This is a genomic window from Aquirufa sp. Wall-65K1 (assembly GCF_054558475.1).
On record NZ_JBPXKD010000005.1, the window covers coordinates 1 to 25,338 of the forward strand.

Annotated in this window: 25 protein-coding genes; 16 read left to right on the plus strand and 9 right to left on the minus strand. The window is 36.1% G+C overall.

Annotation, left to right across the window (positions count from 1 at the left end):
• Window positions 1-667 precede the first annotated feature (667 nt).
• The 5 genes from ACST15_RS09190 to ACST15_RS09210 all read left to right on the plus strand — a co-directional run bounded on the left by ACST15_RS09190 (window position 668) and on the right by ACST15_RS09210 (window position 4,452).
• Window positions 668-1,000 (plus strand): hypothetical protein, encoded by a 333-nt coding sequence (locus ACST15_RS09190; RefSeq protein WP_459454359.1) that lies wholly within the window; start codon window positions 668-670, stop codon window positions 998-1,000.
• 73 nt (window positions 1,001-1,073) lie between these two features.
• Complete coding sequence (locus tag ACST15_RS09195) at window positions 1,074-1,418, plus strand: hypothetical protein (protein WP_459454360.1); 345 nt, start codon at window positions 1,074-1,076, stop codon at window positions 1,416-1,418.
• Between the two features lie 26 nt (window positions 1,419-1,444).
• On the plus strand, window positions 1,445-2,257 hold the full coding sequence (locus ACST15_RS09200; RefSeq protein ID WP_459454361.1) for a LamG-like jellyroll fold domain-containing protein: 813 nt from the start codon (window positions 1,445-1,447) through the stop codon (window positions 2,255-2,257).
• A gap of 208 nt (window positions 2,258-2,465) precedes the next feature.
• A complete protein-coding gene (locus ACST15_RS09205) occupies window positions 2,466-3,149 on the plus strand; it encodes a S1 family peptidase (protein ID WP_459454362.1) in 684 nt (227 codons plus the stop codon).
• An 856-nt stretch (window positions 3,150-4,005) separates the two neighbouring features.
• Window positions 4,006-4,452, plus strand: a complete 447-nt coding sequence (locus ACST15_RS09210) for a hypothetical protein (protein WP_459454363.1) — start codon at window positions 4,006-4,008, stop codon at window positions 4,450-4,452.
• Between the two features lie 39 nt (window positions 4,453-4,491).
• Here ACST15_RS09210 and ACST15_RS09215 read toward each other — a convergent pair whose 3' ends face one another.
• Window positions 4,492-4,644 (minus strand): hypothetical protein, encoded by a 153-nt coding sequence (locus ACST15_RS09215; RefSeq protein ID WP_459454364.1) that lies wholly within the window; start codon window positions 4,642-4,644, stop codon window positions 4,492-4,494.
• A 409-nt stretch (window positions 4,645-5,053) separates the two neighbouring features.
• On the opposite strand from ACST15_RS09215, the gene ACST15_RS09220 reads away from it, so the two are divergent.
• Together ACST15_RS09220 and ACST15_RS09225 are read left to right on the plus strand one after the other, a co-directional pair.
• The gene (locus ACST15_RS09220) at window positions 5,054-5,608 is read left to right on the plus strand and encodes a hypothetical protein (protein WP_459454365.1); all 555 of its coding nucleotides are present in this window, start codon (window positions 5,054-5,056) and stop codon (window positions 5,606-5,608) included.
• 97 nt (window positions 5,609-5,705) lie between these two features.
• Window positions 5,706-5,960 carry a hypothetical protein gene (locus ACST15_RS09225; protein ID WP_459454366.1) on the plus strand — a complete coding sequence of 85 codons (255 nt, stop codon included), beginning with the start codon at window positions 5,706-5,708 and terminating at the stop codon, window positions 5,958-5,960.
• 625 nt (window positions 5,961-6,585) lie between these two features.
• On the opposite strand, the gene ACST15_RS09230 is transcribed toward ACST15_RS09225, so the two are convergent.
• The 3 genes from ACST15_RS09230 to ACST15_RS09240 are packed head-to-tail and all read right to left on the minus strand — an operon-like array spanning window position 6,586 to window position 7,844.
• Window positions 6,586-7,035: a hypothetical protein gene (locus tag ACST15_RS09230; protein ID WP_459454367.1), complete on the minus strand. Its 450-nt coding sequence runs from the start codon at window positions 7,033-7,035 to the stop codon at window positions 6,586-6,588.
• Between the two features lie 3 nt (window positions 7,036-7,038).
• Window positions 7,039-7,305: a hypothetical protein gene (locus tag ACST15_RS09235; RefSeq protein WP_459454368.1), complete on the minus strand. Its 267-nt coding sequence runs from the start codon at window positions 7,303-7,305 to the stop codon at window positions 7,039-7,041.
• On the minus strand, window positions 7,302-7,844 hold the full coding sequence (locus ACST15_RS09240) for an RNA polymerase sigma factor (RefSeq protein ID WP_459454369.1): 543 nt from the start codon (window positions 7,842-7,844) through the stop codon (window positions 7,302-7,304). Before ACST15_RS09240 ends, ACST15_RS09235 begins: the two co-directional genes overlap by 4 nt.
• A gap of 106 nt (window positions 7,845-7,950) precedes the next feature.
• On the opposite strand from ACST15_RS09240, the gene ACST15_RS09245 reads away from it, so the two are divergent.
• The 3 genes from ACST15_RS09245 (at window position 7,951) to ACST15_RS09255 (ending at window position 10,960) form a co-directional block, all read left to right on the plus strand.
• The gene (locus tag ACST15_RS09245) at window positions 7,951-8,922 is read left to right on the plus strand and encodes a YHYH protein (RefSeq protein WP_459454370.1); all 972 of its coding nucleotides are present in this window, start codon (window positions 7,951-7,953) and stop codon (window positions 8,920-8,922) included.
• Entirely contained in the window at window positions 8,922-9,509 is a 588-nt protein-coding gene (locus ACST15_RS09250) for a hypothetical protein (RefSeq protein ID WP_459454371.1), read from the plus strand. Before ACST15_RS09245 ends, ACST15_RS09250 begins: the two co-directional genes overlap by 1 nt.
• Window positions 9,510-9,898: 389 nt before the next feature.
• Complete coding sequence (locus ACST15_RS09255) at window positions 9,899-10,960, plus strand: hypothetical protein (protein ID WP_459454372.1); 1,062 nt, start codon at window positions 9,899-9,901, stop codon at window positions 10,958-10,960.
• 2 nt (window positions 10,961-10,962) lie between these two features.
• Here the strand turns inward: ACST15_RS09255 and ACST15_RS09260 are convergent, their stop codons facing one another.
• The gene (locus tag ACST15_RS09260) at window positions 10,963-11,691 is read right to left on the minus strand and encodes an NUDIX hydrolase (protein ID WP_459454373.1); all 729 of its coding nucleotides are present in this window, start codon (window positions 11,689-11,691) and stop codon (window positions 10,963-10,965) included.
• 219 nt (window positions 11,692-11,910) lie between these two features.
• Here ACST15_RS09260 and ACST15_RS09265 point away from each other — a divergent pair, with 219 nt between their 5' ends.
• Window positions 11,911-12,288, plus strand: a complete 378-nt coding sequence (locus ACST15_RS09265) for a hypothetical protein (RefSeq protein ID WP_459454374.1) — start codon at window positions 11,911-11,913, stop codon at window positions 12,286-12,288.
• Between the two features lie 81 nt (window positions 12,289-12,369).
• On the opposite strand, the gene ACST15_RS09270 is transcribed toward ACST15_RS09265, so the two are convergent.
• Together ACST15_RS09270 and ACST15_RS09275 are read right to left on the minus strand one after the other, a co-directional pair.
• Complete coding sequence (locus ACST15_RS09270) at window positions 12,370-12,735, minus strand: DUF1304 domain-containing protein (protein ID WP_459454375.1); 366 nt, start codon at window positions 12,733-12,735, stop codon at window positions 12,370-12,372.
• Between the two features lie 6 nt (window positions 12,736-12,741).
• The gene (locus ACST15_RS09275) at window positions 12,742-14,139 is read right to left on the minus strand and encodes an aminopeptidase P family protein (protein WP_459454376.1); all 1,398 of its coding nucleotides are present in this window, start codon (window positions 14,137-14,139) and stop codon (window positions 12,742-12,744) included.
• A 155-nt stretch (window positions 14,140-14,294) separates the two neighbouring features.
• Here ACST15_RS09275 and ACST15_RS09280 point away from each other — a divergent pair, with 155 nt between their 5' ends.
• The 3 genes from ACST15_RS09280 (at window position 14,295) to ACST15_RS09290 (ending at window position 20,343) form a co-directional block, all read left to right on the plus strand.
• A complete protein-coding gene (locus tag ACST15_RS09280; protein ID WP_459454377.1) occupies window positions 14,295-15,539 on the plus strand; it encodes a serine hydrolase domain-containing protein in 1,245 nt (414 codons plus the stop codon).
• Between the two features lie 74 nt (window positions 15,540-15,613).
• Entirely contained in the window at window positions 15,614-16,885 is a 1,272-nt protein-coding gene (locus tag ACST15_RS09285; RefSeq protein WP_459454378.1) for a purple acid phosphatase family protein, read from the plus strand.
• 149 nt (window positions 16,886-17,034) lie between these two features.
• Window positions 17,035-20,343: a glycosyl hydrolase gene (locus ACST15_RS09290; protein ID WP_459454379.1), complete on the plus strand. Its 3,309-nt coding sequence runs from the start codon at window positions 17,035-17,037 to the stop codon at window positions 20,341-20,343.
• Window positions 20,344-20,407: 64 nt separating this feature from the next.
• On the opposite strand, the gene ACST15_RS09295 is transcribed toward ACST15_RS09290, so the two are convergent.
• Complete coding sequence (locus ACST15_RS09295) at window positions 20,408-21,295, minus strand: DUF4382 domain-containing protein (protein ID WP_459454380.1); 888 nt, start codon at window positions 21,293-21,295, stop codon at window positions 20,408-20,410.
• Window positions 21,296-21,435: 140 nt separating this feature from the next.
• On the opposite strand from ACST15_RS09295, the gene ACST15_RS09300 reads away from it, so the two are divergent.
• Window positions 21,436-22,173, plus strand: coding sequence for a sulfite exporter TauE/SafE family protein (locus ACST15_RS09300; RefSeq protein ID WP_459454381.1), 738 nt, complete (start codon window positions 21,436-21,438; stop codon window positions 22,171-22,173).
• A gap of 113 nt (window positions 22,174-22,286) precedes the next feature.
• Complete coding sequence (locus tag ACST15_RS09305; RefSeq protein WP_459454382.1) at window positions 22,287-23,510, plus strand: L,D-transpeptidase family protein; 1,224 nt, start codon at window positions 22,287-22,289, stop codon at window positions 23,508-23,510.
• A gap of 290 nt (window positions 23,511-23,800) precedes the next feature.
• On the opposite strand, the gene ACST15_RS09310 is transcribed toward ACST15_RS09305, so the two are convergent.
• Entirely contained in the window at window positions 23,801-25,234 is a 1,434-nt protein-coding gene (locus ACST15_RS09310; protein ID WP_459454383.1) for a Gfo/Idh/MocA family oxidoreductase, read from the minus strand.
• Between the last annotated feature and the right edge of the window lie 104 nt (window positions 25,235-25,338).

A 25,338-nucleotide genomic window follows, 5' to 3' on the forward strand; every position in this document is an offset into this window, starting at 1 on the left:
CTTCTTGAATAATAGCTAGACGGTCTTCTGGACTGAATACTCTTCTTTCTCTTTTCATTTTCCCTAATTTAATTGGTTCTAAACTCTTTTTAAAATTTAGTCCAGTCTATTAGGGGGTTAGTACAATGAACCCAGATGGGTACATTGAAAAAGAATCAGATGAGGAAGATAACTCAATAAAAGCTTACCAAATAGGTCAACCAAGAATTATATAATCAAATTGAAGAATTTATTTTTTAATCGTTTTACAATAATCGATTAACTTATAATTTATTAATTACAAATCAAGTTTTTGAATTTCCAATAACCATTAAATAAAAATACATATAATATATAGTTTAATGAGAAGATTTAAACTAGCTTGGAAGTTATAAATAACTAATTTTGAAATCCTTATTAAAACTGATATTTATTCTATTCCTGATTTTTAATTCAGAGGAATCATTTAGTAAAGAGAAATTTAGACCGGTTGAAGATTATGTTTTTCTATGCAACGGACCGAATTCAAAAGTTTACCATCGATCAGAAAATTGCAAAGGTCTAAATAAATGTTCCACACAAATTGCCAAAGTACTTTTAACGGTTGCTCAAAATAAAGGGAGAAGAGCATGTAAGATTGAGTTTTAAAATATTAACATATATCATTTAACATCAACTTAAATTAATCATGAAAAAAGTCATTTTATCTGCACTATTTGGCTTAATTAGTCACTTCTCGTTTTCTCAAGGTTCAACTTATGTAAATCCATACATTAAACGAGACGGTTCTACAGTTCAAGGTTATTACAAGACTTCACCCAATAATACTAATTTGGATAATTACTCCACTCAGGGCAATAACAATCCTTATAACCAACAGCAAGGATATAAAGCCAAAGATTATTCATATGAAGCTCAAAATTATGGAGCTGGGCAAACAATAGAAACTGGACCAAGGGGAGGACAATATTATTACAATAGCAATGGAAATAAGACCTATGTACCAAAGCAACCTAAATAGGTTTTTGAGGACCTTTTTGATTTTATTACTATTTACGAGTTGTGAAAGTAAATATGATTTAAGAGAAGAGAAGTTGAGTGAATTAATAGGTATTCGAAATAGATATACTAATTCAATCGATAGTATAAAAAGTATTTTGAATGAAATAGCAAATGCAGATACAGTTGCAGTTGATACAGCTGCAATTTATGTAGCTTCAGTTGATACAGCTTCAATTGTTTATGGAAGTGGTAGTAAGGAATTAAAAGGAAAAAAAACAGGTGTCATCCTTCCGATTTCGGAAAATATAATCAATGAATATGATGCAGAACAAAGAAGAATGATTTTATTAAAATCAAGTCTTCAAAGTTATAAATTAAAATTAAAGTTTGTGAAGGCAAGTATTGATAGTATTAAAGAGATGGATGAGTTGAATTAAATGAATATTTCCTTTGATTTTTCAATATGATGAATAATACTAATTGGATTTCATTTATTCTTATATTGGTCTTTGGTGGATTAAGTATAGGTTTCATTTCATCTTGCCAAAAATCAAACTTAGAACCCACACCTGTTGTTGAAAACCCTTTGGATGTTTCTACTAAAAATGGAATGACCGCTTTTTATTCTTTTGATGGTAATTGGCAAGATATATCAGGTAACCAACATCATGCAATATCCCAAGCAGGAAATTTAGTTGTAGATAGAAATGGCAAAGCCAATAGTGCTTTAGCTTTTAGCGAATCCTACAAAATACCAGCAATATTTCCCGGCAGTTTGATGAAAAAAGGGGCTACTTATTGTTTTTGGGCGTATAAGTCAGACCCTTTGAAACAATTTAGTATTTGGAATAATACTTATACTAGACCTGAAAAAACTGCTGGAGTAACCAAAGATGCCACGTATGGTATCAAGATCTATACCTTAGGGATTGACAATAACTATACGATTGAGTATAAAATGGGATTTAGTCAGGGTATTTCCATCAAAATCCCCTACACTCCCAATCAATGGGATTTCTTTGCCGTATCTGTCATAGAAGGAACCATTTCTTACCCCTTCCCTACATTTAAAGTATATCGGAATGGGATGTTGATTTACAAACAGGATGTTGACCCATTTGCTATCAATGCCCCAGAAGTAACTGAAACACTAAAATTAGGAGGAGATCCTCTAATCAATAGTACTAAGGGTATAGAGGGCAAGATAGATGATATTGGTATCTGGTCTAGATTGCTGACCGATGATGAGATTGTGAGATTGTTTTTGAAAAAATAACTCTTTATTAAAAATTGTATGTGTCTCTAAAAATTAGACAGTTTTTGGTAACAAGTCAGGTAGCACGTCAATATAGTAAAAACGAGACAAACCTTCGATAGAATATCCAAATGGGATGAATACACAAGGTCTTTTTGATATTTGCTAATTAGCCGTAATTTTAGCAGAGTTTGATAACTTAATAAAGCCATCTATAATTTATTCTAAAATGAATTTAAAAGAACCGCTCCTTCCCAATAGAACAATATTTGAAACAACTTTAAAAATTTTTCATAAAGAAAGTTCGGGTACATGCTTTATAATTAATCATAATTCAAAGCAATATTTAATAAGTGCGAAACACATATTTCCAAATTCTATTAACAAAGACATAGTTGATATTAAGGTAACCGGGGCATCAATTAATAGGACTTTAAAGGCAAAGATTTTATTTCATAATATTGACATTGTTGATATTGCTGTATTAGAAATTGAACAAATACACTTTGGAGAAGTTCTATCACTTAAAACTTCAAGTTCTTTTCATATTGGTCAAGAATGTATTTTTTTAGGATTCCCTCTTTATGATTTTTTACGTTCTTCAACTTCAATTGGAGACGTTGCATTAGTAAAAAAGGCAATTGTGTCTGGAAGGTTAAGTAAGGATAAAGTAATTACTATTTTACTTGATGGACATAATAACCCAGGTTTTTCAGGAGGTCCAATCATTACTCATAATGGATTGGTATCGGAGCAATTCCTAATTGGCGTAATTAGTGGTTATTATCTTCAAGGAAATAGTAATAAAGTATTAATAGAAGAAAAAGAAATTGAAATCTTAACGAATACAAATTCTGGAATTATTATTACTTATCCATCTGAGTATATCATCGAAATTATTGACAATAGTTAAAAACTATTGTCAATAGCAATTTTTCGTTATTGCCATTAAATCCCTGTCTTTGATTTTTCGTTTATGCATTATAAGTGTAAGTGTCCCTAAAAAATAGACGGTTTAGAATTAATGAAAATAAGTGTATTGTAGAATTGGTTTCTAACTTCGTTTAAATTGGAGGAAGTTTTAGACCTTAATATTTGTGCAGTACTTGTATTGCAAATCATTCAAAAACCATCAAATAGCTACACAAAAAGACCTGAATATGGTCTTTAAATCAAATAAACACCCATTGGGGCATAATGTAGATTTCATGTGCCTTATATGAAGTTTCAATCCACTTAAGACCTTCAAAAAGTAGGGGAGAGTGGTGCTAAAACCGAAGCAGAACCATCCAATTTGGTACAATTCCGATTCAATTAGATTAACTAATATAATACCTATACTATTATATTTCGACGATTTTGTTAAATTTAGATTCACTCAGATTCGATATATTTCCACCGTCCGGACCGCCAACTAAAAATTAAGTCTCTGATTTTCAGAGACTTTTTTTATGCCCGGTGCAAAATGGGGTGCTTAAAGTGGATTTTCCATAGAATGGTTGCCTCAATAATCCTTTTTACATTAAATGGGCCTCTACATTAGCCTTATTTTTGATATATTTTTAAAGGTGAAATGACTTTTTGAAACGAGTTATTTAAATCATATGATGATTAGAAAGGACTTTATTAACCAATACTGTTCCAATGTTTTATTATTTTTATGAATTACCCCCTTATGGTAATTTTTGAATTAGTCAATGCCTAAACAGTGGATTTTTTTAAAATTAATAGTTAGATTCATCAAAATTCTGATTAGACAAAATTCGTAAATGGATAGCAAGGAACCCCAGAATACTAAAGATGATTCTCCCAAACCTATAGGTTTAAAAATTTTAGGTCTTATTGAATTAAACCCAGAAAGTCGAGAATTGTTGGATAAACGTGATAAAATGGAAAAGGAGGAAGCCTTGGAAGCTGGATTTGACGATGTAGGTGAATATTTAGACTTTAATGAGTTTAAAGAAGACGAAGAAAGTAGAGCAAGACTAAAAATGACACGTGAGAGTTACCTAAGGTGGAAATATATGTCCCAAGAAGAAATCAGAATTTATGAAGAAGAACAACTTGCTCGTATAAAAAACATAATCGAATCTTCAAGAGAAAAAATTCCAACCGCATTTAGAAAGAGACACATAAATAGCTATGATGACATAGATGAAGAAAGTATAATTATGAGGGATATATCAAATGGTAACGGAGATTTGCATGGCTTTTAAAAAACTAACTAATTATAAATTATTTGAACAAATCAAAAATTAATAATTCAACAACCCATTACCAACCTCCAACATCCCATCCACATCAGCCTCACTTTTAATATATTTTCGAAGGGTAGTCAACTTCTTATGACCTGTGATTTTCATCACTTGATGGTAGGGGAGACCAGCATCCACCAAAAGTGTAGCCAAGGTCCTTCTAGCTGTTTGATTTACTAATATGGTATCGTTAAGAAAGAAATTGACTCCAATCTACCTAATGTGTTAGGCTGGGTATCATCTGAAACGTAGTTAAACCAATCTAAAAATAACTTGGTAGGGATCATTATGATAACACTCCGGTTTCCTACCTGTGGGAATTGGTCTAGTTCAAAATTTGCTTCAGTCATTAGGATGAGATTTAACTTCCCCCAAATTAAACGAAGATAGTAGCAATTCTAACTAGTATTTTTTGGGGACACTCAAAATTCAGTCCATTAAGTAACTGAAAATAATGAGGTCAATTTATTCTTAAATTATTTTAATTAGTTATTTTAAAGGGTTCAAATCATTAATTGGTTTTAATAAAAATTGGTCAATAAACCCATTTTATGAATTTTATATGTATTTATTCGAATTATTAGAGACCCTGGACGAAGTACCACCAACATATTCACAATTATTAAGTACTACAGAATGGAATCTAAGGCGTAATCAAATTTTAAATCGTGATAGACATTATTGTTCAAATTGTGGAAAGTCAAAATCATTTTTTTATGAGAATGAATTGTATTGTTATGATAAAAATCAATTGTTGGAATTTGAATTAGATGGGAATTTAATTTTTGCTGATAAGGTAATTGTTGACGATAAGTCTAGATATTTACAAATCCATCATAATTATTATGTATTAGGCACATTGCCGTGGAATTATGATGATAATGCATTAATAACTTTTTGCAATTGGTGTCATTGGGAGTTTCATCAAAATGAGAGTGTACCAATTTATTCAAGACAAGAGTATGAGTATGTAATATTGGAATATCACCCCTGTAAAAGATGTAATGGTGCTGGAGTCTTTCCGGAATACAAACATGTTCAATCTGGAACTTGTTTTCGGTGCAATGGTTCAAAATATGAAGAGTTAATCAAAAGCCCACACAAACTGTGGATGTAAACTTAAACTTTTCAACATGATTTCGATTAAATCAAAAAAAGATGCCGTTAAAAAAAGAACTTTATTTACAATTTTAACTCCTTAATTGTAATAAAATATGAGAGTATTATCCAAATTTAAATCTAGTGATAACCATTTATTTATTAAAGTATCTCAATTTAAGATTGCAATTGGTGGAACTTTTAAAGTTGTCTATTATGAAGAATCCGATAAATATTCTGTTTTAGATGAGTTTGGAGTGTTTTATCGCTGCCAACATAATATAAATGTTGACCAACCTATGGCTTTTCTTTTAGAAAGAGGAAAGGACATAGAAGATGTTTGCTTAGTGAATATTAAAAAAGAATTTTGAAATTCTTTATAAGGCCAATTTTAATAATTTCTAGGGTTATTATTGTAATTGATTTTGAAATCATTTTTCATGAAATGCTATTGTAAGTATCTCTGAATAACAGACAATTAACTATTGTAGAAACAATAATGTATTATAGAATTGCCCCTAACTTCGTTTAATCTAGAGGAAGTTTTACCAATTGAAATTTGTGCAGCTTTTGTGAAGCAGAACACCAAAAAAGTAAGATGTGTGCTACACAAAAAGAACTAAATATGGTCAATAAACCCAATAAACACATACTTTATAATAATGTATGTTTCCGGCACCTAAGATGCAGGTTGCATTAAATTAAAACCATATAAAGTAGCTTAGGGTGGCGCTAAAACCGAAGCAGAACCATCTTATTTGATACAATATCGATTCAGTTAGATTAACCAATATGATACCTGTACTATTACATTTTGACGTTTTTCTTTAATTTGAGTTCAGTCAGATTCGTTATATTTCCACCTTCCGGACCGCCAACAAAGAAAAAGCTTCAGAGAAATCTGAAGCTTTTTTTGTTTGTAGGATGATTGAGTGATTTAGTATTTTTTCTATGTAAAAAACTCTACTTTAAAAACTGATAACATCGACATCATATTTATGGTTTAGATCTAGGTCCCATCATTCCAAAATTACTTCCTGATATCATCTTAACTAATAATTCATCAAAGATTTTCCTTTGGTCCTTATTACATACTTGACGTATTTGTTGAAAATGGTGGTAATTCAATTCTTCTAATTTTACATATGCCAATGTTAGGTCTTTGATAGCTTTAGAATGGCTAGGACCTACTTGGTAATAGATTTTTTTGGCTTTCGTAATTTCTTGTCGGATCAAAGCAGATTGATCTTGATGGGATTTAACAATGATATCAAAGGCTTTTCTTTGTTTTTCGTCGAATTGTAGTTCTTTGGCAATTAGTTCTTTAGGTGTAGGGCCATTCATTAATCTACGCTCGTTCATCCAAAAAATAACCAATGTTCCCACATTGATGAGTAAAATAAAAGCGACCACCCATGGCCACCATTTAATGGATTGATTTTTCATGGTCTAAAAAGTTATTGTTGCATAGGTTTTCGAAATTTGTTCCAGTTGTATGATGGCTACTTTTTGTTTGTTTTTTTCATTAGCTATAAGTATGATACTGGAAAAAAGTAGTGCCAAAATGCTGGCTGCAGCCATCCAGCGAATGGATTTTTTTTGTTCACTCTCCTTCATTCTAGTAAATAATTCATCTTGAAAGCTGCTTGAAAGCTCCCATTTTTCTAAGTCTTTAATAAGCTTTAGGTATTCCTCAAATTGCTGATCATCCTTCATCTTAATTCTTTTTTAATATTTTCTTTTGCTCGACTAACCAAGGATTCTACTGCTTTTATGCTTAGGTTCATTAGTACACTTGCTTCGGCGTAAGAGATCTCCTCAATTTTAATTAATGTAAACGCCACTCGCTGATTGGGATTTAAGGAATCTATTGCCTTGTAAAGCGCTGTCGCTTTTTCCTTATTTTCTAATTGAATTCCAGGATGCATTTCTGTCGAACTCATACTTTTAGATTCCTCAGGCATCCACCATGGAAGTAATTCTCTCAACTGGTTTCGTCTTTTTTCTTTTCTTAGTTTTTCTAAAGCCTTATTAATGGCAATTCGTATTATCCAGGTACTTAAACTAGAATGACCTTTGAAGGATTGAATGGATTCATACACTTGAATAAAGGTTTCTTGACATACATCCTCGGCTTCCTCTCGGTTTCGTAAGATTTGCATCGCATGATGAAATACTCGGCTTTGGTGATCTTTGACCAATACCTTAAAAGCGAACTCATCCCCCGAAATTAAATCTTCTACTAAATCGGTCATTATATTTTAGATGAATGAGCTTCCTATTTTCTTCGCTCTAAATTAATTTTTTTTTCGCGAAGGAATTTATGATTTGAAACGTCAAAAGAGAAAACATATATTTTCTATGCTCAAACAAACGCTTCTAATTTTTTGGGGATGTATTTTATTCGGAGCTTGTTCTCAATCAGATGACATCAGTCCTTCTAATTCGACAGATGTCATTTTAGAAGTGGACCCAACCTTATTTCTTCCTGCTGGAATTGTTGGAACAATTACCAAAGTAGAAAAAACGCTTTCCAATGGTACAACTACTACATGTTATAAAATTACAACAACTAAAATCCCCTCTGACCATGCGATGGGTCCCTGGTGTCCTACGAATTTGACAGATGACGCAACTAAGGGTGGTGTTTGGTTTGAAAAAGGGAATTTGTATGATGTGGATGGGGCATTTGTTAAAAACTTGGCTACTTTTTATAATGATGCCAAATGGAAATTGTACAATACAGATGGTAGTATACGGGTAACTAATACCAAAGAAGCTTGCCAAGCAGCCGCTAGACCCAATGTAGATCCTCTGTATAATAATTATTGTGTGGAATGTCAGCCTAGCTATTTTTCTAATATCAAAATGACTTATTATATTCCAGTTAAGCCAATTAAGTTAAATTCCTCTACTTCGATATCAGGAGGTGGTGCGGGAGCTTCCGTAATAGGGATTGCTTTCAATGGTGTAAACTTTGATCCCCCTGCTCCAACTCAAGCGATTTTAGGGGCATATACCTTAGCACCCATGGACGATGCTGGTGGTCATGTGAATGGTGCAACGGGCTATCATTATCATGCTGCTACAGGCAAAAGCAAAAAAATTGAACAAGCAGATGGCCATGCGGCTATGATTGGCTACGCTATGGACGGCTTTGGTATGTATGAACTACTGGATAAATTAAATAAAGAGCCGGCAAATCTAGATGCATGTCGCGGACATTATGATACAACCCGTGGTTACCATTATCATGTTGCCAAGGCAGGAAGTAATAGTTTTATAGGTTGTTTTCTTGGTGCCCAAGGTAGCGTTGAAGTAACTGCAAATTAATGAAGCCCATATTTTTACTATTTTTATTTATTTCAATTTACACTTACGGGCACTCACCCCAAATTTCAACTTTTGCATTGGTAAAAGATGAAAAGGGGAGATGGACTGCCCACTTGAGTGCGTCATCTGACGCTTTTCAAACAGTTTTGTTAAATAAAAAATGGAACTCGATAAATGAATTTGAGCGAGCCTTGATTCAATACACTAGCCATTCGATTCGTATATCTGCTGGATTTTTGAATCCAATTGTATTGACAGATGGGCAAATTCATGTAGGACATCATACGGATATAAAGTTTAAAGTTCAAGGAATTCCGAAGCATATCCAATCCTTCATGGTAGAAAATCAAAGCTTTAAATTATTGAAGGATCATTTTATGGTTTTTAAAGTGATTTTTCCTAAAAGTGAATCAAATCAATTGGTGTTAGCTTCTATGAATGATTTTACAGCAAATGTACAGCTTAAGTCTAGTGGCATTTTCGTTGAAGCAAACCCCCATTTTACATATTTATATCTTGTATTATTTATCCCAATTGTTTTATTAGGCATTTATTATCTCAAACGAAAAGCTTTATGGAAACAGTAGCCTTTCTTTTATGATATGTTTTAACAAGATGAAAAGCCATGAGCCCTTATTTTAGCTTAAAAAAAGGCATTTAAATCCCCACAAATATCAGTTCTTGAATTACAACAAAGTACCCCTCTTTCATTTGGGGAAATTTCCATATCTCGCCATAGCTGAACACTTTTCCTCCATAATCCTGCAGGATTTATGTGTGTTTTGATGACAAGTTTATAAGAAAAGATGCTAAATGAAAATTTCTAAATTTCATTATTCAATTTAATTATTATGGCTCAATTTAGCTCATAATTAATGGTATTCTGAATTAAAATTTATTTGAAAATAAAACGATTTTTACAATTCACGTTTATTAATTATGAAAGCGATGTTGCTTTCTTTAAACGTTTTTTGCAATGAATTTAAGAGAAAATCAGAATTTGGGAAATGAATTGGATAAATACCAAGAAATGGAAAATGAGGAAATACAGAATTTTGTAAATGAGGTACTAAGGCCACTGTTTCCAAAATTGAATTTGAGTTCTAGAATGACCTTTAAAGGGGTTAATACCAAGGCAAATACATTTGTAGGAAAAGCTTCTAAAAGTGCAATTTTTGAAGAAACACCTTATCAATATACTGGTACAGATCAATTTCTTCATTTTACTTCATTGAATAGCTTAAATTCAATTTTAGATTGTGGTTGGTTAAGAATGTCTGAATTCAGAAACTTATCTGATAAAAATGAACTATTATTTGCCGCTAGTGAAGTGTTTGATATTGATTTTCCTAATTTTTTTAAAGGTGATGTTGACTCAAATAAATCGAATTTATTTTGTTTATCGGCTTGTGATGCATCACATGAAAACAGAACAGATCACCATCTATGGAATTTTTATGGAGATGAAGGAAAAGGAGTGTCAATTGAATATGAATTTTCCAATATTGATGTACATAATTATTTGTTTGGAAATATACTTTATGGTATTGAGAATCTAGATTTAATAAAAAAGGTCATGCTCAATTATCGAAGTTATTTGTCTTCAAACCGGGGGATTTGTCCAAGTAATTTTGTGCAATTAATGACTGTAATTTTAGTCTTTCATAAGGAGGCGCATTTCAAATCAGAAAAAGAAGTGAGATTGTTTTGGGAAAGTTATAAAGCACAATGGGAAGTCCATGATAATTATTTTATTTATGAAGATTTCAATTCTTGTCAAGAAGTCAGATATTTTGCAAAATTATTCTTAAAAGAAAGAAATCCTTTTTTTGAAAACAGGGAAGTTTCTGATTTAAGGAAAAAAGAAATGTTGGAAGTTATTCCACAAGTAGAAATCAAAAAAATAACTTTAGGGAATAATATTTCCATAGAAAATAAGTTGGAAATCTTTGATTTATTACATAAAATTAAACGTAAGCATGATTATGAATACGAAATTTTACACATGAGGGATGGTAATGTTGTACCATTTATTTAAAATCAAATCTCCTTAAACTTATACAAATAGGGAGCCTTATGGGCGGCACCCGTAAATTGTTTTTCTAGTCGGTCTAAGATGTTTAAATCCAACATCATTTTTTGGAAATTATTTCTTCGATAAGGCTTATCAAATATGGTTTCATATAATTGTTGAAGCTCCTTCATGGTGAAGGTTTCTGGTAGCAGCTGATATCCAACCAAGTGATCATCAAAATTCATTCGCAAGGCTTGAAGTGCTTTAGCTATGATCTCCTTCCCGTCTAAAATCAGGTTAGGAAGCTGCTTGATGTCCACCCATTCCATTTTTTCATCAATGGCGGTCGCTTGCGGTTTTACTTTTTTAATATCGACTAAGGCATAGTAGCCTATGGAAATAAATCGACGAATAAACCAGTCATATTCTTCTTGGGCACCTTGAAGTTGCGGGTTTTGGGCCAATAGGGAATTCATGAAATCAGCATTGTTTCTATCGGCTTTACCAAACACATGAAATTGCTCTAAATAAATATCTTTGATTTGGGTTCTTTCTTCCAAAATTCTCTTAGCTGCCTGGTCCACATCCTCATGTTGGTATATAAATCCACTAGGAAGTCCCCAGAAATCGACTTGAAAATTCAATTTGGGAACCAAAACCTTCAAGGTGCCGTGTTGATATCCAAAAATGACACAATCAATGGATAATTGAGCTATGTAATTCTGAGTACTGATTCCTTTATAACTTTCCGACATAGGTTTACATCTTATTTCCCAAAAGTAGAAATTTATTGTCTAAAAAATAGACAATATGGTTTTTGTTTCTATATTTGAACGCTAAATACAACTATTGATCTTGTTCAGGATGGGATTATTTTAGATTTTGATGCTAAAAAGGCAGATAAGAATTAATTCAAATAGGATGGGTCAATGAAATTAACAGTCACCAAATAGTACATCTAAATAATCCAAACCATGAAAAAAGTAAGTATGTTGTTTGCCATGATCGCTTTATTGCTAAGCTTTCAAAGTTTTTCTAAGTCGACATTAGCCCCAGATTTTTTTGCTGGGAAGTGGGAATTGGTCATCGTTGGAACTCCCAATGGAGATGCTAAAATGATCAGTGAAATTAAGCGTGTAGAGGGTAAATTGACAGCAGTATTGAAAGATCCTAAAGGTCAAAATCCGGACATGAATGCCAGTGTAGAGGAAAAAGAAAATCAGATTCAGGTATTTTTCCAGGCGCAAGGAATGGATATTACCATGACTTTAAACAAAGTGGATGAAGACAATTTAAAAGGAGATATTTTGAGTGGGATGTTTGAAGCGAAAGCCAAACGCATCAAAGAATAATTTACGTTAATATCTTATTCGTAAAAAGGGGGCAATGCCCCCTTTTTAATTGAATATGCTTTGACTATGCTATCCTAGATTTTAAAGAAAAAAATAGACACAAACTAGGCTAATAAAAGCTGGTAATGCTTGTTTGAAAAAAATCGCCTTACTATACATCGCTCCGAAAAGTCCAGCTACCGACACGCAGCCTAAGAAAAACAAGGCAATGTTTTTCGACCAAATGGGGTCTGAAATGCAAAAAGACCAAAGTAAACCTGCGGCTAAAAAGCCATTGTATAGTCCCTGGTTGGCGGCTAGTCCTTTGGTAGGTTTAAATAATTCTGGAGCTAATGCCCCTTTAAATGTTTTTTTGCCTAAGGTTTCCCAAGCAAACATTTCTAAATATAAGATGTTCATGTGCTCTAAGGCTACCAATCCAATCAATATTTTGGAGACTATTTCCATGGGATCTTATTTAAAAATACTTTTTCCTTTGGTCATTTTTTCAATCTCTACTACGGACCTTGGAGAGCCAGCGGAAAGATTGATAGGGGCATCTTGAGTCACTAAAATATCATCCTCAATTCGCACTCCGATATCCCACCATTTTTTATCACAATTACTTCCCGCAGGAATATAAATACCTGGTTCTACCGTTAATACCACCCCAGCTGCTAGCACTCTAGGGCCTAAATCATGTACATCTAATCCTAAATGATGGGATGTTCCATGAGGAAAATATTTCCTAGCCTCTTTTTCATTGGCAGCAATACCTAATTTGATTAAGCCCTCATTGACCACGGCTCTTGAAGCAGCATCCACTCCAGAGAATGGTAAACCAGCTTTGCAGGCTGCTATTCCTGCATCTTGAGCTTGTAAAACAATTTCATAAATCTGTTTCTGAGCCTCAGAGAATTTTCCATTGGCAGGTACTGTTCGGGTGACATCGGCGCTATACCCATGGTATTCGGCTGCACAATCACTAAGTAATAATTCGCCTGATTGAATCTCTTTCAAATTCGTTATATAATGCAAGACACAGGCATTACCTGCGGCGCCATTGATACTTGGGTATCCCGTATATTCAGAACCTTGGTTTTTGAAATGGTATTCCATAATGGCTTGTGCTTGAAACTCCTTCATACCTGGCTTGATGGCGCGCATCACATCATTATGTCCTAAAACACTGATTTCCGCTGCTTTTTTAATCAAAGCAATCTCCTCGGCTTGTTTTATTCCTCTTAACTGGCTCATGATGGCCATGGTAGATCGCTGAGCAATGGCTTTGTTTTGAGCTAGCACCAAACTGTCCAACATATTTGCCATGCGCGTTAATGGCTCTTCTCTTCTTTCATATTTCCCAAAAATTCCCCCAGTTCTGTAAAGTGAATAAACAGAGTCAACTTGCGCAAGAGGTAAGGTAGTAGGGCTAAGTTTATCATTTGTGAAAACATGCTCCATCTTACTTTTTTCTTTGTAGCCTTCCACGCCTAAAATTTTCCCTGTCCATAATTCTTTGAATGGATCACGGTTTTGAAGGAAGATAAATTCAGTTCCTGTTTTACCTAATACAGTTACCGGATTTTTGAAAAGGAACAAAACGGCATTGGGCTCATCTAAACCAGTCAGGTAATAAAAGTTTTTATTTTGTGCATATTGATAGGTGATGTCATTATTACGAACTCGTACCTGAGCAGCAAAAAATACGGCCATCCCTTTATCTGTAAGTTTCTCCTTCAAGGCCGTTCTTCTGTTGGCATGGAATTCCGGACTTAAATAATCTGTGGGATATAATGGGGACGATTGAGCCATCAATCCAAAAGAATTTACTAGGGCTAAAGTCCAAATTAATAGTAATTTATTTTTCATAATAATGCTGTGAAGGTGATCTGAAGACTAAATGTATCAATTTCATTTCATTAATTAGGACTTCATTCCCTTATTTTGATGAGTGGCGCTTATCGAATTTCCCCCAAATATTTATTAGTTTCATACCTTATTCCACTTCCATATTTATACCTAGCATGAAAGCAATTAAAATTCTTTTACTTTTTATTCTTAGCATAAGCTTTAATTCCCTCAATTTAGCTCAGTCCTCCGACAAATTAGTGGCGGGGATGTCGCTGGAACGATTACAACGATACCATGCCTTTTTGCAAAAAGAAGTTGATGACCATATTCTCCCTGGAGCCGTGAGTATGATTGTAAAAGATGGAAAGCTTGTTGAACATCGGGCATTTGGCTATAGCAATGCGGTTGAAAAAGTAGCCATGAAAACGGACGATCTTTTCTATATGCAATCCATGACAAAGCCCATCATTACCGTAGCCTTTATGATGCTTTATGAAGAAGGTCATTTTCTTTTGACAGACCCCGTATCTAAATACATCCCAGAATTTAAAAATATGCGGGTAGCGAAAGATGTGAATAAGGGAGCCAATGGAGAAACGGACTCATTGATGAGTCAAATCACCATCGCTCAAATTTTGAGTCATACTTCGGGAATGACGCACGGTTTGGCAACAACTGCCCTTGATAGGGATTTTAGAATGAAATATTATGGAATGCCTTTCCCTAAAAATATCCAAGAATTAGTCATCAAAGCCACCAAAATACCCTTGGTTGGTCAGCCTGGAAAACAGTGGAATTATAGTGCAAGTCCGGATGTTTTGTCGGCTTTGATTGAGAAGTTTTCGGGCATGAGTACCCATGATTTTTTACAGGAAAGGTTGTTTAAACCACTCGGAATGACGAATACGGGCTATAATTTAACAGATGCGCAGGCTGCCCGCGTCGTAAAAGTTCATCGTAATTCGCCCGATGGCTCTTTAATTTTGACTTCTAATCAACCTAAGACATCCGGAAATGTCATTTGGTTTGGTACCCATAGCCTGTTTTCTACAGCCAAAGATTATATGGAGTTTTGCCAAATGTTATTGAATGACGGTCAATGGAAAGGGAAACAATTCCTAAGTAAAAAGACCTTAGAATTGATGGTTTCTAATCACGTAGGAGATATGTACGAAAAAAGAATTCCAGATCGTAAGGGAGAGGGATTTGGTTTAGGTTTTGCGGTTTTAGAAAGTGTATCCGATAGTCAAGTTTTGGGAGATAAAGGCTTGTATTTTTGGTCTGGGGCCAACAATACCCACTTTTTTATTAACCCTAAAGAGAAATTAATTGCGATTATGTTGACTCAAAAGGATCCGCATACTATTTATTACCACACTAAAATGCGTCAATTGATCCATCAGGCCATTGTAGATTAAGGTTCTTTGCATTTTTATGATTTTACCTATGCCAAAGCTAATAAGGCCTTGGCCTAGGTTTTTAAACCTATTTTATGAAAAACCTATTCATCCTGTTTATACTAGGGTTCATTCCTTCATGGGCGCAAAATGCCAAAATTGTTCGAGGGCCTTATTTACAAAACTTTACTAGCACTTCAGGTGTGATTCGTTGGAGGACGGATATTCCAACTGATAGTCGGGTTATTTATGGGAAAGAATTCACTAAACAGATAAAATCAACGTATGATCCTGTTTTAAGTACTGAACATGAGTTGAAAATAAGTGGATTAGTTCCCAATCAGGAGTATTTTTATACAATTTCACCCGTTCAACCAACGAGGAAACAAAAGTTTAAAACTTTACCGAAAAAAGGAAGTAAGCAAGCCATAAGAATTTGGGCATTGGGAGACTTTGGAACGGGTTCGAGGAATCAACTACTTGTACGAGATGCCATCAAAAATTTAGTTAAAGGTAAGCCAATTGATGCATGGATTTGGTTGGGTGACAATGCCTATGGCAGTGGAAAAGATGTAGAGTATCAAAAAAATGTGTTTGAGGTTTATCAAGAAGATTTTTTTCCAAATACCAAATTATGGCCTAACCCAGGTAATCATGATTATAAGGACCATCCTGAATCTAAAAAACTAGCCTATTTTCAGAACTTCACTATGCCAACACAAGGAGAGGCCGGAGGATTAAAGTCGGGAACGGAAGCTTATTATTCATTTAATTATGGAAACGTGCATTTCGTTTCCATAAATTCCGAAGAGACCTCTGAAGATGGAACGAGCATAACAGACAGCACGGGTCAACAAGCTCAATGGCTAAAACGCGATTTGGCAGCGAATAAATTACCTTGGACTATTGTTTATTTTCATGAGCCGCCTTATTCCAAAGGTTCGCATAATACAGATTCAGATGAGGAAATGACTAAAGTGCGTCAACAGATTGTTCCAATTTTTGATCAATATCAGGTGGATTTGGTTTTGGCAGGTCATAGCCATTCTTATGAAAGAACTATGCCAATTCGAGGTCATTTGGGCCCCAACGCAAGCTTTGACCCCTTGAAACATGTGTTGGCCAAAGAAATAAAACCTAATCGGTATGTGGTGAATAAAACTTCACCATTAGGGACAATATACATAGTAGCTGGTTCAGGTGGACAATTGGGAAAAAGCCAAGGAGACTTTCCCTTAAAATCCTCCGCATTTTCCACAGTAGCTTTGGGTGGGTCTTTGATCTTGGATATCGAGGCTAATTTATTGGTGGGAAAGTGGATAGGCTCTGATGGAAAAGTTCATGATGAATTTAGTATTCAAAAATAGGGTGAAATCGATGATTTTTTCGATGAAATTAATCGTGTAAATTGTCAATTTGAATAAAATGATTGATTTTGTGGAATTATCCCTAGGACGGATAATGATAGTTAGTCTAACATACTTTGGTATTTTGCCTCTATAAAACTGAATTATTCATGGTAAAGCCTAGAAATTTTTTACTCCTACTTTCATTATTCTTGTTGAGTTGGGGAAGCATCGCCCAGGACGCGATGAAGTCAGAATTTATGACCCCGCCTAATTCAGCTAAACCGCGAGTTTGGTGGCATTGGATGAATGGGAATATCAGTAAGGAAGGAATTCAAAAGGATTTAGAATGGATGGAGAAAACGGGAATTGGTGGGTTTCAGAATTTTGATGCTAGTTTAATGACCCCAGTCATAGTGAAAGAAAAATTAAGCTTCATGAATCCCGCTTGGAAGGATGCCTTTAAGTTTACGGCTGATTTAGCGAAGAAGAAGAATTTGGAAATGGCCATAGCGGGCTCTCCTGGATGGAGTGTCACGGGTGGGCCTTGGGTGAAGCCTTCGGATGCTATGAAAAAGTACGTATGGTCAGAGACTCGAATCAGTGGAGGAAAACTCTTTTCAGGAAAAATTCCAGCCCCTTCTTCTGTCACAGGCCCTATGCAAAATACACCCGTGGAAACCGGAGGATTTGGTGGTCCGGCTCCTGAACCAGCGCCTGCAGTACCTGAATATTATCAAGATTTTGCGGTAATTGCTTATCCTGTGCCCTCCAAGGATAAAGCTTGGGAAAGTATGAATGCCACCATAACGAGTAGTGGAGGCAATTTTTCATTGGCACAATTGAATGATGGAGATTTGCATAATTTCAGTCTACTACCTCCTAAAAAGGTGGGGGAGGAAACTTGGATTCAATACGAATTTCCAGAGGCTCAGGAAATTGCGGCGGTTACCATTGCCAATGAAGGATACGGAGAACTGGCTGTTTTTAGGGGTGGACCAGAAAATAGGTTTCTTCAATACAGCATGGATGGTATTAATTTTAAACAAATACTAGCCATTCCTGGCACCATTACGGCACAAACCACCTTGTCTTTCAGTCCAATCAAGGCTAAGTTTATACGTTTAGTGTATCAGGTATTAGCGCCTGAACCTGGTTTTATGGCCGCATTCGGTGCTAGTCCTGATATGACTCCTAAGGGCACGAAAGTCTCTGAATTTAGGGTACATGTTAGCCCTAAAGTGCATTTATTTGAAGGTAAAGCTGGTTTTCAAGCTTGGGTGGAAAGCCCTGGACCTATGTCCTATAATCCCAGCGGACCTACTACCCAGCAGGTCATTGATTTGACAAGCCAAATGAAGTCAGATGGAAGCCTTAGTTGGAATGCACCAGCCGGTGAGTGGCTTATTTATCGATTTGGATATTCTTTGACAGGTAAGAAAAACCATCCCGCTTCTCCAGAAGCTACGGGCTTAGAAGTGGATAAAATAGATAAAGAAGCGGTAAGTAGGTATTTGAATAATTACTTGGATCAATATAAAGATGCAACAGGTGCTGATTTGATGGGGAAGCAAGGTTTGACACACATGGTATTGGATAGTTATGAGGCAGGTCATATGACATGGACACCCGCTATGATGGAGGTTTTTAAATCCAAGCGTGGATATGACATGAAGCCCTGGTTACCTGTTTTAGTTGGTCAAATCGTACAGGATTTAACATCAAGTGAAAAATTTCTTTGGGATTTTCGCAAGACCATTGGTGAAATGATCGTTGAAAATCATTACGAGCTGATTGGAGAAGTTTTGGCACAAAGAGGTATGAAACGTTACACAGAATCCCATGAAACGGGACGTATCTTTTTAGCGGATGGTATGGATGTGAAGAGGAAATCAGATATTCCCATGTCTGCTATGTGGCAGCCGGGGGCTTTGGTGCCAGGAGCTGACGAGGAGATTAGAAGTAGAGCAGACATTCGAGAATCGGCCTCAGTGGCTCATATCTATGGGCAGAATATTGTGGCTGCAGAATCCATGACTACGGTAGGAAATCCATTTAAACCACACCCAGGGACTTTGAAAAGAACGGCTGATGTTGAAATGGCTTCTGGCTTAAACCGATTTGTCATACATACTTCGGTGCATCAGCCTTTGGATAATTTATTTCCTGGATTCACCTTAGGGCCATTTGGGCAATGGTTCACTCGTCAAGAAACTTGGGCTGATCAAGCACATGTTTGGGGTGAATATTTGGGACGAAGTTCGTATATGTTACAGCAAGGCAAGTTTGTGGCTGATATCTTGTATTACTATGGAGAGAATACCAATATTACCTCCAATTTCACCAAATCATTGCCAGAGATTCCGGCCGGTTATGAATATGATTTTGTGAATGCTACGGCACTAAAAAGTGTCATTTCATCCAGTAATAGGAAATTGGTCAATCCACAAGGCGGTCAATATTCGCTATTGGTATTAGATCCTACAGCTCAGCAAATGACCTTATCTGTTTTGAAGAGTATCTTGAAATTTGCCCAAGCTGGAGTGCCTATTGCTGGACAAGCTCCAGCCTACAGTCCTAGTTTAGCGGATAATGAACAAGAATTTACAAGTCTATTGGCCCAATTGAAAAAATTGCCAAATGTACATTTTGGGAAGAATTTGAAGCAGATTTTAGCACAAATACAAGTGGCTGAGGATGTCCAAATTTCGAATCAAAAGGCGGAGATATTGTATGTGCATCGCTCATTGGCGGATAAGGAGATTTATTGGTTGAATAGTCGTTCGGATCAGGCAAATTCAGCACAAATTTCATTTCGAGTATCGGGTAAAGTGCCTGCTATATGGAACCCTGAAACGGGAGAAATAAGTAAGGTTGGATATGAAATCAAAGGAGGAAGAACCCTATTGAACCTAGAGTTTAGTCCATGGGATGCTTATTTTGTTGTTTTTGATGAAAAAGCTAAGGCCTTAAAAATGGGTTACCCTAAGCCTCAAGTTGTCAAAACGCAAGGGATAGAGGGTCCGTGGAAGGTTCAATTCCAAAAAGACAGAAGCGCTCCTGCTGAAATTACGTTGAATTCCCTAATCTCATGGAATAAGCATGAGAATGAAGGTGTTAAGTATTTTTCTGGAGTGGCTACCTACAGTAATAAGTATGAATTGTTGAGTATTGCTCGAGGAGAGAGTATTAAGCTAGACCTGGGGGATGTGAAAAATTTGGCAGAAGTATATGTCAACGGAACCAAAGTTAGTACTCTTTGGAAAAAACCTTATGTAGTTGATATCACATCGCCATTAAAAATGGGTAAAAATACCATCGAAATAAAAGTAATTAATTCCTGGGTTAATCGCTTAGTAGGGGATGCTCAGCCAGGAGCTAATAAGATTACATTTACCTCTTTTCCTTTAATACGGCCCAACAGTCAGACGGAAGAATCCGGATTGTTAGGACCTGTTAAAGTATTGATTTACAAATAAAATGATAAACGATTGCTTAAAAATCCCCGGAAATACCGGGGATTTTTTTTGCTAAAAAATGCCTTTACAGGGCGATATTCAAGGAAGTGGTCTTTTGACTTTGGACTACAATGGCGCTCACTTGTTTCTCGACCGTCACCAATCCAGCTGAGGTCTCTGAAACCAGAATTAAATCATAGCTTCCAGCAGCTAGGAAAGCCAAAGTATAAGCGCCAGAAGCACTTAACTTGGTACTTGAAATGGCATTGGCAAAGCGCGCATTTTCACCTGTGGGTTCATTACTCTCACTTGGGCTGTATTTATCCTTTTCGTAGGCATAAATGACATATTTTTTGTCGCTAGTCAAATTACTTACCAAGCCTGAAATTGTTCCAGATTGATTATTTACGGCAATTTTGATGGTTGGATTTAGAATATAGGTACTCCCTGATCCCGTAACAACAATGGATTTTCTTAGGTCAAAGTCAGCCGTTACCTCCACGACTCCATTGATAGGAACAGAAAAGTTTCCATTGGCTTTATAACCCGACTGTGAACCACTTGGTACAAATAGGGGCTTTTTTTCTCCTGTGCTAATTTCTACATAACATCCAGGATTACTGGGATTATTGCTGCCTTTCGTAGGAGCATCCAGTTTGAAACGTAAACCTGTGTAGTTTCCAGCCTTCAAGGTATAATTACCTAATAAAGACGTTTTTCCATTTTGCAGGTCTAGGATATTTACCACTTGGGGACTAGTGAAGTCGGTGGCTGTTTCCCATGAGCCGCCGCTGTTTTGGTATTCTAGGCCTGTAAATGTGACATAAACCGCCTTGACATTGCTGGCATCAATGGGTGCATCGGTCACAGAGAGGGCAAGCTTCCCCGTACCATCGGAGAGTTCGTCGCTTTTGCAGGAAACAAATAAGGCAGAAATGATTAAAAGTGTTGAGAGTTGATTAGAGAGTTTCATTTTTTTATATGTTTAAAATTTGTTCTGTAACGCAAAATGGCCTGTTAAATTTCATTAAAAAAATGCTAAATTGTCCTTTTAATGGCTCTTTTGAAGACACAAAAGCCTCTTTAATCACCTAATTTGTCGTAGTCAAAGTCATGATGAGTTCTTTAGTCGTTTTACTCCTATTCTTAGCAATAATCGCATTTCTTTATTCATCGGTCGGACATGGAGGGGCAAGTGGTTATTTGGCGGTCATGGCTATCATGGGGGTTACCCCGGCTATCATGAAGCCCTCTGCTTTGGTGATGAATTTGGCGGTATCACTATTTTCATTCATTGGCTTTTATCGGGCTGGCCATTTTAAGCTAAAATTGTTTTTGCCTTTTGCACTAGCCTCGGTTCCTATGGCTTATTTGGGTGGAACTATGACGCTGTCGGATTCGATTTACAAGAAGATTTTGGCATTATGCATTCTTATTTCCATTGCCCGCCTAGTCTTTCAATTTCGACAAAAGGAAGAGGAAATAAGGCCTATTTCAAGTTTCGCAGGTATTCTTTCTGGTGGATCTATTGGCTTGTTATCGGGCATGATTGGCATTGGAGGTGGTATCATTTTGAGCCCTTTGATGTTACTAATGCGTTGGGCTAGCTTAAAGCAAACAGCCGCTGTTTCTGCTCTGTTTATCTTTGTTAATTCCCTTTCAGGTTTATATGGTCAAATCCAAAAGGGAGGAATTCAAGTAAGTGATGATTTTCAATGGTCAGTGGCTGCTACCATAGTTGGAGGACTTTTAGGATCATATTATGGTAGTCAAAAGTTTAATGTACCTACTTTACGATATTTGCTAGCCATAGGTCTTGTGATAGCCAGTGCCAAGCTAATATTCACCTAAAGCTTGTGCTGAAGGGTAGAATCAATAGCTTTTACTCCCTTGCTGAAAAAAAGGTCTTGCTGATTCAAAAACACGTAAATTGCTAGCCTTTTGTGGGCTAATAATTCTTATTTATGCATTTAAGTCGATCACGTATTTTTTTCTTTGGGACTTTGATGTTCATTGCCCTGGGACTTCATGCACAAAGACCCTATCCTTGGTTAAGTAGACCCCATGCGATTAAAAGTTTGGATAGTTTAGTGCATCTTTCACCTCAATTCGCCCTAAAAACAGAATTCTATGCCCACGGATTCTTAGATACCTTGGCCCAGCAGCCACATGGCTGGAGAAGTACAGAAGATTCCTTGTTGCTAGAGAATAAAATTCAAAATTTGGCTCAATCCTTCTTTGAAGACCTCAGTTTTGGTAATCCTAGACCTAATTTTAAGTTTCAGGGTTATGTATTCGAATTAAGGAAAAATGAGGTGAGCATTTTGCTTGATGCTTATTTGAAAAAACAATCAATTGCAAATTTAGTTAACTATCTAAATAATTCATCTGCAGAGGTAAAGACTATTTTGACTAGGCTACAAGCTGAACAGGATAGCCTAGTGCCTGATCGAGCCAAAATAGCCCAATTAACGCTTTCAGCCAATCATTATCGCTGGCTGCACCATGTGAGAAAAAACCTTTTGCTAACTGTTGTGAATATACCAGCAGCTCAGATGAAGGTGTATCAGGGAAACCAGACGGCATTAAAGATGAAGGTGGTGCTTGGTAGGCCTGCTAGGCCAACCAGGGTTTTAACTGCTCAAATTAAAAACCTGATTATTAATCCCAATTGGTATGTACCCCGAAGTATTGCCACGGAGGAGTTATTGCCAGAGATACAAAAGAACATACGTTATTTCTATGCGAGTCATTTGGACCTTTTGGATAAAAATAATCAGCTTGTAGATGCTAAAACAGTTAATTGGAAAGCTTTAAGTAAGAATTATTTCCCTTATTCCTTCCGACAAAAAACGGGTGTTTGGAATACCTTGGGCATACTGAAAATACCCTTTGAAAATCCTTATCGATTATATCTTCATGATACCTCAGAAAAAAAGCTTTTTGCTTCTTCCAAGCGATTTTATAGCCATGGTTGCATCCGTTTAGAAGACCCCATTCGATATGGAAAATTACTCTTGGGAACCAATTCCAAGGCCATGGATACTTTGAAGTTGGAAGGCCCTTATTACAACATTCCCTCCAAGTGGATTAAAGTCAATAAAATTGCCCCTTTGATTATATGGTACAACCTTATTGATTTTGACGAAAAAGGAGAGGTGGTGTTTTTGGAAAATATATATAAATAGGGATTAGGGTTTAGGGTTTAGTGATTAGGGATTAGTGTTTATTGATTAGGATTTAGGGATTAGGGATTAGGGATTAGGGATTAGGGATTAGGGATTAGTGTTTAGGGTTTAGTGATTAGTGTTTAGTGTTTTAGTAATTAGTGTTTTTTATTATTAATATACCTAACTGTCAACCTTTTTCAGGACAAGACAATTCTGCCTATTCCCTAATCACTAATATATTCTCACTAATATATTCTCACTAAACCCTAATCACTAAACCCTAAACACTAATCCCTAATCCCTAATAACTAAACCTTATAATACTGTTCCCAACCTTTTCTTGGAGCGGCACCTTTCAGTAAAGAATTGGCTAATTTATTATTGGTGATTTGCTTGGTTTTAGGATCAAAAATCAATTTTGTATTCAATTTCTGAGCCATACAGCCTAGGGAGAATACTTGACTTAAAGGACCAGCAATGGCAAAAGGAGAACGAGTTTCCTCTTGTCCCATACAAGCTTTCAAGAAGTTGGCATAGTGATTAGAAGGGCTTTTTGGCACTTCTGGTAATTTAGAAGCCATATCTTTAGCTTGTTCAGGCGGGATGATGGATAAAGTACTTCCATGCGAACCACCTTTGAAGGTTAGATCTTTGGAATAAATGATTTTACCCGGATTCAATTTGGCTGGTTGAATCTTTCCATTACTTGCCGGTGGAATGTTAGGATCTAACTCGGTTACTCCATAACCCTGTGGTACAGGAGGAAGGTTGTTGACACCATCATACCAGGTAATATCCACAGCCGGCATGTTAGCTCTTTCTGGGAACTTAAATAAGATGGTAGAGGATTGCGGATAGAAATATGGATTATGTCCATCTGCTCTTAGCATGTTAATTTCAGTTGGCAGACCCAAATCTAAGAATTGGTGGGCTGTGTCAATGATATGTGCACCCCAGTCGCCCAAAGCACCTAAACCATAATCAAACCAACAGCGCCACTGTCCATTTACAAAGTCCTTATTATAATCATGAGGCTGGGTTACTCCCATCCAAATATCCCAATCCAAGGTACTTGGAACAGCCTCGGCAGAAGGGAAGCTTTTGATTTTAGTATCCCATCCATGCCACCTGCGGGCCGAGTTCATGTGGGCTGTAATGGCTGTAACATCTTTGATAATTCCTGCATCTTTATAGGCTTTGAACTGAAAATAATTGGCCTCTGAATGTCCTTGGTTTCCCATTTGAGTAACCAATTTGGAATGTTTCTTAGCGGCTTTCATCATCAACTCCACCTCGTTGAATGTTCTGGCCATGGGTTTTTCTACATAGACATGTTTACCTAAACCCAAGGCCATCATGGTGATAGCAAAGTGGGCATGGTCAGGTACACCAATGGCTACAGCATCCATTTGGTTTCCCATTTTGTCGAACATAGTACGGAAATCCTGAAATCTAGGAACATCAGGGAATTTCTTAAGTACTTCTAAAGTTTGAGGAGCACCCATGTCGACGTCACAAAAGGCCACAAAATTGGCCAAACCAGTTTTATGGAAAGACATTACATCCGAGCCACCTTGGTTTCCTATACCGATACAGGCTAAATTAACTTTATCACCCACTTTTTTGCTGGGTATAAAAGAAGAATGCTTTTCTGAGTTAGTCCAGATATACGGAAATGCAGAAGCAGCGGTAAGTAGTCCTGTATTTTTCAGGAAGGTTCGACGGTCTTGGTTGGCTTTCATAATGGCTTTTTTGTCCAAATATATTATTTATTATGTAATACCCTTGCCGAGTTAACAGGCTATTTTAGGTAATTATCTTTTCAAGCAATTTAGCGAGAGAATCT